Origin of the sequence: Mucilaginibacter tolerans, from assembly GCF_030519375.1 — a bacterium.
In the GTDB taxonomy this organism is placed as follows: Bacteria; Bacteroidota; Bacteroidia; order Sphingobacteriales; family Sphingobacteriaceae; genus Mucilaginibacter.
This window is the reverse complement of sequence record NZ_JAUMKB010000008.1, coordinates 116,453-130,746: the sequence shown is the minus strand read 5'-3', so window position 1 is coordinate 130,746 and position 14,294 is coordinate 116,453. Positions and strand designations below refer to the sequence as shown.

General features: G+C 42.4%; 16 protein-coding genes. 13 read left to right on the top strand and 3 right to left on the bottom strand.

Annotated features, from left to right (window positions below):
- The first annotated feature begins 67 nt into the window (after window positions 1-67).
- From Q3A68_RS13015 to Q3A68_RS12980, 8 genes are all read left to right on the top strand, one after another.
- The gene (locus Q3A68_RS13015) at window positions 68-1,495 is read left to right on the top strand and encodes a sigma-54-dependent transcriptional regulator (RefSeq protein ID WP_302901533.1); all 1,428 of its coding nucleotides are present in this window, start codon (window positions 68-70) and stop codon (window positions 1,493-1,495) included.
- A gap of 1 nt (window position 1,496) precedes the next feature.
- The gene (locus Q3A68_RS13010) at window positions 1,497-1,706 is read left to right on the top strand and encodes a histidine kinase (RefSeq protein ID WP_302901532.1); all 210 of its coding nucleotides are present in this window, start codon (window positions 1,497-1,499) and stop codon (window positions 1,704-1,706) included.
- Between the two features lie 92 nt (window positions 1,707-1,798).
- Window positions 1,799-2,842 carry an AI-2E family transporter gene (locus tag Q3A68_RS13005; protein ID WP_302901531.1) on the top strand — a complete coding sequence of 348 codons (1,044 nt, stop codon included), beginning with the start codon at window positions 1,799-1,801 and terminating at the stop codon, window positions 2,840-2,842.
- A gap of 156 nt (window positions 2,843-2,998) precedes the next feature.
- On the top strand, window positions 2,999-3,265 hold the full coding sequence (locus tag Q3A68_RS13000) for a YtxH domain-containing protein (RefSeq protein WP_302901530.1): 267 nt from the start codon (window positions 2,999-3,001) through the stop codon (window positions 3,263-3,265).
- Window positions 3,266-3,314: 49 nt separating this feature from the next.
- Entirely contained in the window at window positions 3,315-3,653 is a 339-nt protein-coding gene (locus Q3A68_RS12995) for a phage holin family protein (protein WP_302901529.1), read from the top strand.
- A 1-nt stretch (window position 3,654) separates the two neighbouring features.
- Window positions 3,655-4,065 (top strand): hypothetical protein, encoded by a 411-nt coding sequence (locus Q3A68_RS12990; protein WP_302901528.1) that lies wholly within the window; start codon window positions 3,655-3,657, stop codon window positions 4,063-4,065.
- A gap of 54 nt (window positions 4,066-4,119) precedes the next feature.
- Window positions 4,120-4,767 (top strand): tRNA (guanosine(46)-N7)-methyltransferase TrmB, encoded by a 648-nt coding sequence (trmB, locus tag Q3A68_RS12985; RefSeq protein ID WP_302901527.1) that lies wholly within the window; start codon window positions 4,120-4,122, stop codon window positions 4,765-4,767.
- Between the two features lie 6 nt (window positions 4,768-4,773).
- Window positions 4,774-5,106 carry an MGMT family protein gene (locus Q3A68_RS12980; protein WP_302901526.1) on the top strand — a complete coding sequence of 111 codons (333 nt, stop codon included), beginning with the start codon at window positions 4,774-4,776 and terminating at the stop codon, window positions 5,104-5,106.
- 228 nt (window positions 5,107-5,334) lie between these two features.
- Here Q3A68_RS12980 and Q3A68_RS12975 read toward each other — a convergent pair whose 3' ends face one another.
- The 3 genes from Q3A68_RS12975 to Q3A68_RS12965 are packed head-to-tail and all read right to left on the bottom strand — an operon-like array spanning window position 5,335 to window position 7,334.
- Window positions 5,335-6,528, bottom strand: a complete 1,194-nt coding sequence (locus Q3A68_RS12975) for an acetyltransferase domain-containing protein (RefSeq protein WP_302901525.1) — start codon at window positions 6,526-6,528, stop codon at window positions 5,335-5,337.
- A gap of 60 nt (window positions 6,529-6,588) precedes the next feature.
- Window positions 6,589-6,960, bottom strand: coding sequence for a VOC family protein (locus Q3A68_RS12970; RefSeq protein WP_302901524.1), 372 nt, complete (start codon window positions 6,958-6,960; stop codon window positions 6,589-6,591).
- Window positions 6,957-7,334: a VOC family protein gene (locus Q3A68_RS12965; protein WP_302901523.1), complete on the bottom strand. Its 378-nt coding sequence runs from the start codon at window positions 7,332-7,334 to the stop codon at window positions 6,957-6,959. Before Q3A68_RS12965 ends, Q3A68_RS12970 begins: the two co-directional genes overlap by 4 nt.
- A gap of 125 nt (window positions 7,335-7,459) precedes the next feature.
- Between Q3A68_RS12965 and Q3A68_RS12960 the strand changes: the two genes are divergently transcribed.
- The 5 genes from Q3A68_RS12960 to Q3A68_RS12940 all read left to right on the top strand — a co-directional run bounded on the left by Q3A68_RS12960 (window position 7,460) and on the right by Q3A68_RS12940 (window position 14,252).
- Window positions 7,460-7,804, top strand: coding sequence for a carboxymuconolactone decarboxylase family protein (locus Q3A68_RS12960; RefSeq protein WP_302901522.1), 345 nt, complete (start codon window positions 7,460-7,462; stop codon window positions 7,802-7,804).
- A 63-nt stretch (window positions 7,805-7,867) separates the two neighbouring features.
- Window positions 7,868-8,422 (top strand): DNA-3-methyladenine glycosylase I, encoded by a 555-nt coding sequence (locus Q3A68_RS12955; protein WP_302901521.1) that lies wholly within the window; start codon window positions 7,868-7,870, stop codon window positions 8,420-8,422.
- Window positions 8,423-8,549: 127 nt separating this feature from the next.
- Complete coding sequence (polA, locus tag Q3A68_RS12950; protein ID WP_302901520.1) at window positions 8,550-11,360, top strand: DNA polymerase I; 2,811 nt, start codon at window positions 8,550-8,552, stop codon at window positions 11,358-11,360.
- A gap of 208 nt (window positions 11,361-11,568) precedes the next feature.
- A complete protein-coding gene (locus tag Q3A68_RS12945; RefSeq protein WP_302901519.1) occupies window positions 11,569-12,993 on the top strand; it encodes a glycogen synthase in 1,425 nt (474 codons plus the stop codon).
- Complete coding sequence (locus Q3A68_RS12940; protein WP_302901518.1) at window positions 12,990-14,252, top strand: glucose-1-phosphate adenylyltransferase; 1,263 nt, start codon at window positions 12,990-12,992, stop codon at window positions 14,250-14,252. The genes Q3A68_RS12945 and Q3A68_RS12940 overlap by 4 nt, the downstream gene beginning before the upstream one ends.
- The last annotated feature ends 42 nt before the right edge of the window (window positions 14,253-14,294 follow it).

The window sequence follows — 14,294 nt, the reverse complement described above, 5'->3', positions numbered from 1 at the left end:
ATTAGCAAATTTGTTTGTAACTTGACGTACAACAAATACGTTTACCTGTCAAAAGTATATCCCGGTTATGAAGAAAATACTCATCATTGATGATGAAGTTAATGTATCCCTCCTATTATCCAAGTTTTTAACTCGGAATGGTTTTGACGTTACCTCAGCTGCCACAGGTACAGGCGGTATGGAATTGCTTAAAAATGTGGGGTTCGACCTTGTTTTATGTGATTTCCGCCTTGAAGATACCGATGGCCGCGAAATGCTGAAAAATATAAAAAGCCAATATCCAAAAACCGGTGTGATCATCATTACCGGTTACTCTGATATAAAAATGGCCGTCGAGCTCATTAAAATGGGCGCGTACGATTATATCACCAAGCCGCTTTACCCTGATGAAATTTTAAATACCATCAATAAAGCCTTTGAAACCCACCATGCCCTGGTTGACGAACCTGAGACTACACCTATGGCAAGGGGGAACAATGGCCGCGAAGTAAAGAAACAGCTGCCAAACAATGAGTTTGTTGTTGGTAGCAGCAAGGCATCCAAAGAATTAGCACGACAAATTGAGTTGGTAGCGCCAACCAATTACAGCGTGATCATTTTGGGTGAAAGCGGTACAGGTAAAGAATCGGCAGCCAAAAATATTCACCTGAACAGTCAGCGTGCAAACATGCCGTTTATTGCAATGGACTGCGGATCGCTTACCAAAGAGCTTGCTGCAAGTGAATTTTTCGGTCATGAAAAAGGCTCGTTCACGGGTGCATTATACACAAAAATCGGCCACTTTGAAATGGCTAATGGCGGCACACTATTTCTTGATGAGGTTGGTAATTTGTCATACGATATACAGGCTGCTCTTTTAAGAACTGTGCAGGAAAGAAAAGTGAAAAGAATAGGCAGTACCAAAGAGATTGACCTGGACGTACGCATTATCATTGCAACCAACGAAAACTTGCAGGACGGTATCTCAAAAGGACGTTTCAGAGAAGACTTGTACCATCGTTTTAACGAATTCACGATTTATATGCCTGCCCTGCGCGAGTTGGGAAGCGATATTATGTTATTGGCCGAGCACTTTTTGAAGATGGCCAACCAGGAACTGGGGCGTAATGTGACAGCTTTCTCGCCGGAGGTAATTGATTGCTTTATGCATTACCGCTGGCCGGGCAATATCCGCGAATTAAAAAATGTGGTGCGTCGTGCCACGTTGATCGCCGAGGGCGATATTATACCTATAAAAGCCTTACCTTTGGAAATATCAAACTACAGAAACCCGGTAGTAGAAACGCCAGTGTATGCTGCTGCAACACCAGAGCCTGTAATGATTAGCAAGGAGAACAGGAACGATCTGAAAAATGCGGCACAGGAAGCAGAATACGACACGATATTAAAAGTGCTGCGTGAGGTGAACTTTAACAAAACTAAAGCTGCAGAAATTTTAAATATTGACCGGAAAACGCTGTATAATAAAATGAAGGCTATTAACCTGGGCAAATAAAATGATGCAAGAGCCAATTGATGGTGAAAAATCAGAAGATAAAGTACGCCGGCTGCGCCATGATATCAGGAACCAGCTTTCAAATATCAATCTCGCTGTTGAACAGCTGAAGTACGAAATACCAGATGATGCAGGCTCTGACAGCGAATTTTATATCAGTACGATAGCCATCAGCTGCGCCAAGATAAATATGCTGCTTGACGATTTATAACAGACTGGAAAACAACCTAATTTATATATTGGCACTGAAACATTTCAGTGCCTTTTTTGTTAATGTAACGTACTTATTGCAATTACTCCCCGATGTCGATTTTTAACTATAAACAGCGAAACAATATTATACTGGTAGCCATCATTGTTTTGGGCTGTTTTTTAGTTTATGCATTAAGTGGTCTGTTTAGTGCTATACTGGGTGCTATTGTGCTGTTTACCATCTTCAGGCCTGTATATATCAGGCTTACTGAAAAAAACAAGTGGAAAAAAAGCCTGGCGGCTATTCTGATTATTTTTCTTTCGCTCGTTGTTATCGTTATCCCTTTTCTTTCTTTGAGCATTATGGTTATCGATAAGATATCCGGCATTAATAAAGATTCGTTACCTATACAGGAGTGGATTTATAAAATAGATGCTTTCTCGGCATCACATTTAAATCAGCCGAAGCTGGCCGAAACCACTATGCAAAAGCTGGGCGCCTATGTAACCGAGCTATTCCCTTCTATCATCAGCAGCGCAATCAATATCGTCCTCACTTTGCTGGTAATGTACTTTTTGCTGTACTTTATGTTTACCCAGATTAAGGAATTTGAGGCCGGTTTATTAAAGTATGCACCATTTCGTGAGCAACATGCTCTGAGATTTTCACAAGCACTGCGCGATTCCACCTATAGCAATGTCCTCGGACAAGGAATAATAGCTGTTACCCAGGGAACCTTACTGGCAAACGGGTTTTGGATATTTGGCATACCCGATCCGATTTTCTGGGGTGTAATAGGCTGTTTTATTTCATTCCTGCCGGTAGTGGGTGCGCCTACACTAACCATCCCTGCAAGCATCATCCTTTTTGCAAACGACCATACCTTAGAGGGAATCTTGCTGCTTGCTTATGGGTTGTTGTTTATTGGCAATGTCGACAATGTATTAAGGATGATTATTAACAAGAAGATCGCTAACACACACCCGATTATATCAGTGATCGGAGTATTTATAGGACTCCCCCTGTTTGGTATATTAGGTTTAGTTTTCGGGCCGTTATTATTGTCTTATTTCTTATTATTGCTTGAAATTTATGAGACTAACCGGTTGGCGGCTGATAGGCTGGCAAGGATAAAAACCGGGACCGACGGCTGATGTTTAATGAATATTTTTTGGTCGGGCAAAATTAAATACCGATATTAATAGGATAAATATTTTCAATTATAAGGCGACAAAAAGTCTGAATATGCATAATTGGCAAGATATTTAACCGTTAATAAAACAAATTGGGAACTATAAAATTATAAGTATATGAGCGATAACTCAAAAGTAGTGGTTGCATTGCTTGCAGGGCTAGCAGCAGGAGCAGCATTAGGAATATTATTTGCACCCGAAAAAGGAACCGAGACACGTGATAAACTTACTGAGTCGCTAAAGAAGTTAGGAGATTCTATAAGAGAAACTGCCGCCAACGAAATTGATAACCTGGTGGGTTTGAAAGAAAAGGTAGTAGATAATTTCAAAAGCAAAATAAAAAACAACGAAGACGAACTTCAGGACGACCTGGAGCACGCATGATTATAAACGGCCCTGGATAAAATCATATTCAGGGCTATAACAAAAGCCCATGGAAGAACAGAAACAAACGCCCCCTCCCATTATTGACCAGCTAAAAGAATATGCCGAAACGCAGATCAAGCTGGCAAAATACGACGCGATAGATAAGGGTTCAAAGTTTCTAGCAAGCTTCATTACCGATATGGTGGTGGCAGTTGCTTTTGTACTCACGTTCCTGTTTCTAAGCCTGGCTTTGGCTTTTCTTTTGTCAACGTGGTTAGGTTCCTATTGGGCAGGATTTGGCACCATGTCCGGTTTATATCTGTTAGTAGCGATTATAATTATGCTTGCTAAGGACAAGATTCAGAAGCCGTTAATTGATATGTTTATCAAAAAGTTTTTCCAATAATATGACCGACGTAACTATAAATAATGCCGAAGATTTGAAGGCGGAGATACTGCGTCTGCGTCACTTGAAGGAAGAACAGGGCGAAGCGCTTAAGGCACGTTTCAGTTCACCGGGGGCTGCTATTTCCAGTCTGATGACTGTGTTCCCTAAAGGATCAAAATATGATATATTTCACCAGGATTTTTTGGGCCTCATCTCACGGATAGTGCTGCCGCTAACTCTTAATAAAACGTTATTCCGTAATTCCAATTTCCTTATTAAAGGGCTGGTTGGATTTCTATCACAAAAAGCTTCGCATTTTATCAGCGAGGATTCTGTAACCGGTCTTTGGGATAAAGTGAAATCGATGTTCGAAAAGAAAAAGGATAAGCACCAGGATTACGGCATCCCTCCTGAAAGTGAAGCTTCCTGAGCTGCTTTCCCGATTATCATAAGAAAACTTATTTTTGCCCTTTAATTTTTTTAAGTGGGAAAAGATAAATTAAGACGTTTCGCTGAAGTAAGCACCTTCAGCAATGTAGTTCAGTTAGACGCCGGCAAACCTTTTAAAGGTAAATGGGCATCAGATTTTTTCAAGAATAATAACCCGGTAGTACTTGAACTAGCCTGTGGCAAGGGTGAATATACTGTCAACTTGGGCAGGTTGTTCCCTCAGAAAAACTTTATAGGCATTGATTATAAAGGCAATCGCATCTGGCGGGGCGCTAAAACAGCTTTGGAAGACGGTGTAAGTAATGTGGGCTTTTTACGCATACAGATCGAGACTATACAGGATTATTTTGCTAAGGGCGAAATCGATGAAATTTGGATCACCTTCCCTGACCCGCAGCCACAGATAAGCCGCGAGAAGAAGCGCCTGACCTCACCACGTTTCCTTGAGAAGTATAAGGAGATGCTTAAACCTGCTGGCCATGTCAATCTGAAAACAGACAATGATGCCTTACATGCTTACACTTCTGAAAAGATAGATGACCTAGGCTTGAAGTTATTTGTTAAAACGGAGGACTTGTATAATTCTGAATATGCCGACGAGGTACTATCTATAAAAACCTATTACGAGAAGAAATATTTGCAGGATAATAAGAATATCAACTATCTTAAGTTCTCATTCTAACCGTCTATGCCCGACCTGAATTTTTACGAACAGGTGTATCAAATCGTCCGGCTGATACCGCCCGGACGTGTGACCTCTTATGGAGCCATCGCAAATAGCCTAGGCACAAAGGGTTCGTCGCGCATGGTGGGTTATGCCATGCAGGCTTGTGGGGCAGCTGACCCGCCGGTACCTGCGCACAGAGTAGTGAATAGTGCGGGGTTATTGACAGGCAAATTCCATTTCGGCGGTGATTTGATGGAACAATTGCTGGCATCAGAAGGTGTAAAAGTAGAGAATGATAAAGTGGTCGACTTTAAAAAAGTATTCTGGGATCCAACAATGGAATTGGGGTCATAACTATCCGATTGGTATAAAATTGTAAAGAACGATTATTCCTACCAAGATAAGTATTGAAACAAGCAAAGCCATCGTTTGATAACCTTTACGGGCTATCAAACGATAACTTGTCCAGCATAATAATATTGGAATACCTAACACCAGTATCCAAAACATCATTACCATAATTAGGTTAGTGATCAATTTAAGTTCCCCCCTTGAAATCTTTCTGATAATCCCTCAATCACATCACATATAACTCAACCACCACTTATCCTTATTGCCTTGTTTGTAACGGTCGTACCATTTACAAAGCGGGTACAGTCCAACAACAATACCAATCCAAACCAGGTAAGCTACCGGTAACGAAAATCCATAGCCTTTCAGGTCCGAAGTAAACCACACCGGTTTTTTCAGGAACCAAATATGCCAGTCCTGGCCGGGGGTAAGAGCCGAGGCTATTATTGCAATTATATGGATAACATAAATATGGAGGAGGTAATAAAACATCGGCACTCTTCCGTATACAGAAACCACTTTTACAACCCCATTTTGCAGTCGCTCGGTAAACCCTAAAAATAAAAGCGCCGATCCTATGGTTAATAGTGTATACAATAGCGAGAACGGGTACTTATTCACCTTGATAAAGGACAAGAAAGTAAAAAATCCGTTTTTTTGTTCGCTCCACTTAACAGGGTCGCCGTAAAGATTGCTCCACCGGAGCAAAATAAATAAGATGAGGGCCGCCCCACCAATTGTGATCAATATCTTTTTTCTTTTCTCCGAGTCATATCCTGACGTATACAATTCGCCAAGACAATACCCTAATGACATCACAGCAAATAACGGAATGATGGGATAACCTACCAGCAACACCTCGTTATGCCATGTAAAAAATGCCTGTTCGTGAAGCAACGACCAGCCAAATTCAGTTAATGTATTGGCAGGAAAGTGGATACCATCCAACAGGTTATGGCCGAAAATGACCAGGAGACTAAGCACCAGGATTACTCTTTTGGGCAGATATATTAATCCAGCCAGAATGATCATACCTAAGCCCAATGCCCATATAGTGATAAAGAAAAACATCGGAAAAGTAATATTGAAGTTCCACGCGAAGTTGGTTACCACCATCTCTAATAGAATGAGCCAAAGACCACGTTTCACCAGGAAAACCGACAGTTCCTTTTTGGTCTTTTTCTGCCCGATGAGGTATGCTGAAGTACCTGCCAGCAGCAAAAATATAGGCGCACAAAAATGTGTGATCCATCGGGTGAAAAATAACGCTCCGCTGGTTTTTCCCAGATCGAGCGGATCAAAATAAAATGATCCAAAGAACAAATAATCTCTTACATGGTCGAGTGCCATGATGATCATAATAGTACCTCGTAAAAAATCAATGGATGTGATCCTGGCTCTGGTAATGGCTTGGGTTGGATTCATATACCGAAGGTAATATTATTTGTCCCCGTATTAAACCCGATACTTGCTACAAAGTAATTTTTACAAAACAGAAACTATTTGTATCAACTCTATCCTGTTTCCAAAGGGGTCGTAAAAGGCAAACCTGTCCCAGCCGGGTACTACGGGCTCTTTTACCAATTCAACATTATGCACTTCAAGTAGTTTTTTGGCTGCTGCCACATCTTCGACCTCAAATGCAGTATGCCGGTTTGAACGTGGCATTTGTGGCTCGACACTGATGTGCAACTGTATATCACCGATGTCGAACCAATAACCTTTACTATTAAAGATGTGATCAGGGCGTGGTATTAATTTCAGGCCGATCACATCTGTATAAAAAGCTCTAGCATCTTCCAGCTGCTCCGGTGTTACACAAATATTAATATGATTGGTTCTTTTAAAAGTTATCATTCGTGTTCAGCAAAAGTCAGCACATAGTTATTATTATCGAGGATGGAGAACTCTGTCGCGCCGTAAAAAGTCACATCAAGTCCGCTCAACACTTTAACCTTTTCTTTTACCGACTCAAAAAATTGTCTGATATTTTTCAGGTTGATGTATAGCAAGAGTGAGCCGCCATCCTTGCGCTGAATTTCGGGCAGGCTTTCCCCCAAACTTTCGTAGGTCTGGAACATGATAGTTACATTGCCATTTACCATCATCGCCCAAACCAGGTCATCGCCATTTTCGGGCACCGACATCGTTACATTAAAACCGAGCATCTTATAAAATGCAATAGTTTCGGACATATTGCTAACAAAAATATTGGGGGCCAGGCTTTCCATAGTCAGTAAATTTTTGAAGGTTTATTACTAAGATATGACCTGCTAAAGATAAAGGATTTTTACCTTTAACCCTCCAAAAACAAATCGATAATTCATCAACTGACAATCACTAATTTAAATGACTTATGGGAAAACTAGTAGATGACTTCAACGCTTATCGTACCAAAATGAACGACAGGATAATGGAGTCGGCCAACACCAATATCAAACGCTTTTTTGCGCTCGACACAACTACTTATGCCGAAGGTGCGCTGGATGTAAAGACTAAGGAAATGCTGGGGCTGGTAGCGTCCATGGTGTTACGCTGCGATGATTGTATTAAATATCATTTGGGCAAGTGCCACGAGGCAGGTGTCAATAACGATGAAATGGATGAGATATTTATGATCGCAAATTTAGTAGGTGGATCGATTGTGATACCGCATTACCGCAGAGCTGTTGAATACTGGGATGAGTTGAATGGTATCTGAGTGAGTGATTCAGGCAAAACCGCAGACCAATAAATTATATATTTACCTATCAAAACACAAATTATGCCAACCGAATTAAAACGCTGTATCTGGCCCGGGACCGATGAACTCTACATTAAATACCATGACGAAGAATGGGGCAAGGAAGTTCATGACGATAAAAAGTTGTTTGAATTCCTGATACTCGAATCAGCACAGGCGGGTTTAAGTTGGATCACCATATTGCGCCGTCGTGAAGGTTATCGTAAGGCTTTTGCTGACTTTGATGTAAAAAAAGTAGCTGCCTTTACGGACGTGGACGTAGAGCGCCTGATGCAGGATACAGGCATTATCCGCAACAGACTGAAAATATTGGCATCGGTGAATAATGCACAAAAATTCATCGAGGTACAAAAAGAGTTTGGCTCATTTGATAAATACCTGTACAGCTTTATGCCTGATGGTAAGCCTATCGTCAATTACACTGATAAGATTCCTGCCAGCACGCCCATATCCGATGCGATAAGCAAAGACATGAAAAAGCGCGGCTTTAAGTTTTTTGGCACTACTATCTGCTATGCACATATGCAAGCCACGGGCATGGTAAACGACCACCTGCCCGATTGTTCATTTAAATGATTACACTGATTGTTTTTTTTGATTACACCAATGATGAGTGAACTTAAATTGTAATTTTGAAAAACTCACCGATCTATGAAATCACTTAATCATCGGTGGAATCCTAACAAATCAGTGTAATCGTGTTATGAAAAAACTCTTTCTTTTGGATGGCATGGCCCTTATTTACCGGGCACATTTTGCGTTAAGTAAAGCCCCGCGTTTTACGTCAGGCGGCCTGAATACTTCGGCAATGCTGGGTTTCACCAATACCCTGCTAGAGGTACTGAGGAAAGAAAAACCAACACACATGGCCGTGGTGTTCGACACGGAAGCCCCTACCGAGCGCCATACCGATTTCGAGGCTTATAAAGCACATCGCGAAGCCATGCCTGAAGATTTAGCGGCTGCGATCCCTTATATCTATAAGATCATTTTAGGGTTTAATATACCGGTTATTACTTCAGACGGTTTTGAGGCTGATGACATCATCGGCACCCTCGCAAAAAAAGCAGAAGCAAAGGGTTATGATGTGTATTGCATGACACCGGACAAGGACTTTGCTCAGTTAGTTTCTGAGAAGATCAAAATTTACAAACCGGCGCGCCTGGGCAACGAAATGGAAATCCTGGGTGTAAAGGAAGTACTCGCAAAATGGGAAGTGGAGCGTGTAGAACAGGTGATCGATATTCTGGGCCTGTGGGGCGATGCGGTAGATAATATTCCTGGCATACCGGGTATTGGTGAGAAAACCGCCAAGTTGCTGATTAAACAATATGGTTCAGTTGAGAATATCATCGCCAATAGTCACGAGTTAAAGGGTAAGCAACGCGAAAATGTAGAGCAATTTGCCGAGCAGGGTCTGCTATCTAAAAAATTGGCAACCATCAACCTGAATGCGCCCGTTGAATTGGATGAAGCCGGACTTGAAATGTGTGCGCCAAGCAAAGATTTATTAGAGCCTTTATTTGCCGAACTTGAATTTAGAACATTAGGCAAACGCGTATTTGGCGAGGATTTCAGCATTACCGAAACCAGGGCGGTCAGCATACAAACTGACCTTTTTGGAGAACCTGTGCCTGATGCCCGACCGGTAACTATGCAGTTGGAAATCACTGATATCGATGAACCTAATATTGTTCCGGGTAAAAACATCAGTAATACTCCGCATGAGTATTATCTGGTTGATACTGCTGAAAAACGGGCTGACTTGATAAAAACCCTGAAACAGCAAAAGAGCATTTGCTTCGATACCGAAACCACTGGTACCGATGCCAATGACTGCGAGTTGGTGGGATTATCATTCGCCATAAAACATGGCGAAGCCTGGTATATCCCCGTTCCCCCTGACCAGAAAGAAGCAAAAGCAATTGTGGATGAGTTTAAATCAGTACTGGAAGATGCGTCCATCAGCAAAACCGGGCAAAACATAAAATACGATGTGCTGGTATTAAAATGGTACGGCCTTGAAATCAAAGGTGAACTCTTTGATACCATGCTGGCGCATTACATCATTGATCCGGATACGCGCCATAATATGGATGTCCTTTCCGAAAACTATTTGGGCTACAGCCCGGTATCTATCACTACACTGATAGGCGCCAAAGGTAAGGGGCAGGGCAATATGCGCGATGTGGAATTTGAAAAAATAAAAGATTATGCCGCTGAGGATGCCGACATTACTTTACAGCTCAAATCAGTTTTTGAACCTAAGCTGAAAGAAGTAGAAGGCGACAAGCTTGCAAACGATATTGAATATCCTTTGATCTACGTGCTGGCCGATATGGAGTTTGAAGGCGTACGCATTGACCATGATATGCTCAAAGGCTTCTCCAAAGAGTTGGAAAGCGATATCATCAAATTTGAGAAAACCGTTTATGAAAAAGCAGGCGTAAGGTTCAATATCGCGTCGCCAAAACAATTGGGCGAAGTATTGTTCGAGAAATTGATGCTAGACCCTAAAGCTAAAAAGACCAAAACCGGGCAGTATCAGACCGGTGAAGATGTTTTGTTATCGTTAGCGTCAAAGAGCGATATTGTTAGAGATATTTTGGATTACCGTCAGCTGCAAAAATTAAAATCGACCTATGTAGATGCCCTACCGCAGATGGTGAATCCCAAAACTGGCCGCGTGCATACTTCCTATAATCAGGCTATTGCCGCAACCGGTCGTTTAAGCTCGATCAATCCTAACCTGCAAAATATACCGATCCGCACTGAGCGCGGCCGCGAGATACGCAAAGCATTTATACCGCGTGATCAGAACCATACCATCGTATCGGCGGATTATTCACAGATCGAATTGCGTATCATCGCCGAGATCAGCAAGGATAAAAATATGATGGATGCATTTAGGCAAAATCTCGATATCCACACGGCCACGGCCGCAAAGGTGTATGGCAAACAGCTGCATGAAGTTGACAGCAGCGAGCGTCGCAACGCTAAAGCAGTTAATTTCGGGATTATCTACGGGCAGTCAGCATTCGGATTATCACAGAACCTGGGCATACCGCGTAAGGAAGCTGCCGAGATTATCGAAAATTATTTTGCGCAGTATCCGGGCATCAAGCAATATATGAGCGATACCATGAATTTCGCCCGCGAAAATGGTTACGTGTGTACACTGAAGGGCCGTCGCCGCTACCTGCGCGACATCAACTCAGCTAATGCTACCGTGCGGGGCTTTGCCGAGCGAAACGCCATCAATGCTCCGATACAGGGCTCGGCAGCGGATATGATCAAAGTGGCCATGATCAATATCCACCGTGAAATGAAAGCGCAGAAACTGGATGCACGCATGACCATGCAGGTTCATGACGAGTTGGTTTTTGACGTACCCAACCACGAAGTGGAAAAAATAAAACCGATCATCATGGAAAACATGAAGAACGCCATCAAAACCGAAGTGCCTATTATGGTAGAAATCGGCACCGGTTCAAACTGGCTTGAAGCACATTGATATTATCATTTTCATAAAATACAGCATCTGGGACACCAAAAAAGTAATGATTTTGCAATAAAATCCCATTATAGAACATATTTTAAAAACGAATTGACCTATAGACTATACAAATAAATAAAAATTAACTTTTTGCATAGATTATACCGTTCAGCATTGATTATTTAAGTAATTCTTTGCTTAAATTGAGCCGATATATCATCTATAAATGAAAGTTTTTCACCTAAGCGCCGAATGTTATCCTGTTGCCAAAGTCGGCGGTCTGGCCGATGTGGTAGGCGCCCTACCCAAATACCAGAATCAGCTTGGTATAGAGGCCGCTGTAGTAATGCCTTTTTACAACCGTAAGTTTACCCAGGAAAATGAATTTGATACAGTTTTTCAAGCTTCGTCATTGCTGGGTTCCGAACGTTTTTACTTTGAAATATTAAAAGAACGGACCAATAAATTGGGTTTTGAGCTTTTCCTGATAAAAATACCGGGGCTGCTCGACCGGGAAAACGTTTACGAATATCCTGATGAAACTGAGCAGTTTATTGCTTTTCAGATCGCGTTTTTGGACTGGATCAGCTGGTCGCAGCAATCCCCCGATCTGATACATTGCCACGATCATCACACAGGCCTGGTGCCATTCCTGATGAATAACTCTAAATTGTACCTGCGCTTTGCCAACACGCCAACCGTACTCACCATACACAACGGTCAGTATCATGGAGCTTTCAGCTGGACCAAGCTTGCGTTATTGCCTGAAATCGACATGACCAAAATTGGTCTGCTCGATTGGAACGGAGGTATCAACCCGTTGGCGGCAGGTGTAAAATGCTGCTGGCGATATACCGCTGTATCGCCAACTTACCTGGAAGAGCTCACTTATAATTCAAATGGGATGGAGTACCTGTTTTATATGGAACGTGCAAAGGGAACAGGTATACTCAACGGCATTGATACCGAAGTATGGAACCCGAAGACCGACCCGATGATTCCCGAGAACTATGCCTTGCGACAATTATCTACCGGAAAACAAAAGAACAAAATAGCACTCTGCGAAAGGTTTGGCTTATCGCCCGATAGACCGACAATATCCTTCATCGGGCGACTGGTTATTGAAAAAGGTGCCGATGTATTGCCCGAAGCGATAAAAAATAGTATAGAGGCACATCCCGATGGCGTAAATTTTATTATATTAGGTGCAGGCGACGTAAAAACGCAGGAAGAATTAGTTGCATTAAAAGAGCAATTTCCAAATCAATACAATGCTTTTATTGGTTATGATGAAAGCTTGGCACACCTGGTATATGCCGGCTCCGATTTTTTGCTGATGCCATCCAGAGTTGAGCCTTGCGGCCTGAACCAAATGTACTCCATGCGATATGGTACCGTACCTATTGTACGCGTGACGGGGGGCTTAAAAGATACCGTGATTGATTATGGCGATGAAGGTGGATATGGTATTCGTTTTTTACAAACCAGCGCAGCTGACATTGTAAACTCGGTGGAGCGTGCAGTGGGGGTTTACGCTAATACCGCTCTTTTACAATTGCTACGCAAAAGAATGATGGCGCTCGACTTCTCATGGGATCGTTCGGCCAAAGAATATATTGATCTTTATCAAAGTTTAAATCCTGTTATATGACCTCAAAAGTAATTTGCATCGTGTTGGGAGGGGGCCAGGGAAGCCGCTTATCGCCGCTCACCGCCACCCGCTCAAAACCGGCTGTGCCTATCGCCGGTAAATACCGTTTGGTAGATATCCCTATCTCCAACTGTTTACATTCTGGCATTACGCGAATTTACGTATTGACGCAGTTCAACTCGGCATCGTTAAATAAGCACATTAAAAACACATATCACTTCAGCAGTTTCAGCGATGCTTTTGTCGATATTTTAGCTGCAGAGCAAACGCCTTCCAGCGTGTCATGGTTCCAGGGCACTGCCGATGCGGTTCGTCAGAGCCTGCATCACCTGGCGGTACATGAGTTTGATTATGTGCTGATCCTTTCTGGCGACCAGCTATACCAGATGGATTTTGAGGATATGATTAAAAATCACATTACCAATAATGCGGAAATATCTATCGCAACCATCCCGGTACATGCCAACGACGTACCTGGTTTCGGGATTTTGCAAACGGATGAAAGCAGCCTGATCACCCAATTTGTAGAAAAACCGAAAAAAGATTTTGAATACCTGAAATCGGATGTGAGCGACGAGATGGTGAAGCAAGGCAGGCATTACCTTGCATCAATGGGTATTTATATGTTCAACCGGAAAACGTTGTTCGACCTTTTGGAAGGCAATGACCGGACCGACTTTGGTAAGGAGATCATACCGCAGTCTATACCAAGTCATACGGTGTTGAGCTATCAGTATGAAGGTTACTGGACCGACATCGGTACCATTCCGTCATTCTTTGAGGCTAATCTGGGCTTAACAGATGATATCCCTCAATTCAACCTGTTCGACAAGAATTACATATTTACCCGTGCTCGTATGTTACCACCTTCAAAGGTCTCAGGCAGCATGGAAAAAACTATCATTGCTGACGGATGTATCATCAATGCCAGCCGCATATATCGCTCAATAATTGGAATCCGTACGCGTATCGGGAAGGATACGATTATCGAGAATTGCTATGTAATGGGAAGTGATAATTATCAGACACTGGAACAGATACAGGAGTCGCGGGCAAGTGACTCGCCGATCATGGGTATAGGCGACCGCTGCGTGATCAAGAATGCCATTATCGACAAGAATACTTACATCGGTAACGACGTAAATATCAACTGTGGTGGCAAAAAGCTGGAAGATGGTGATTATGGCACGCATACCGTGCAAGATGGAATAGTAGTGATAAAGAAAAGGGCGATAATTCCCAACGGAACAACCATTTAATTATAGTTTTTAAAAACAATTTGTAATTGAATTGTTACTGTT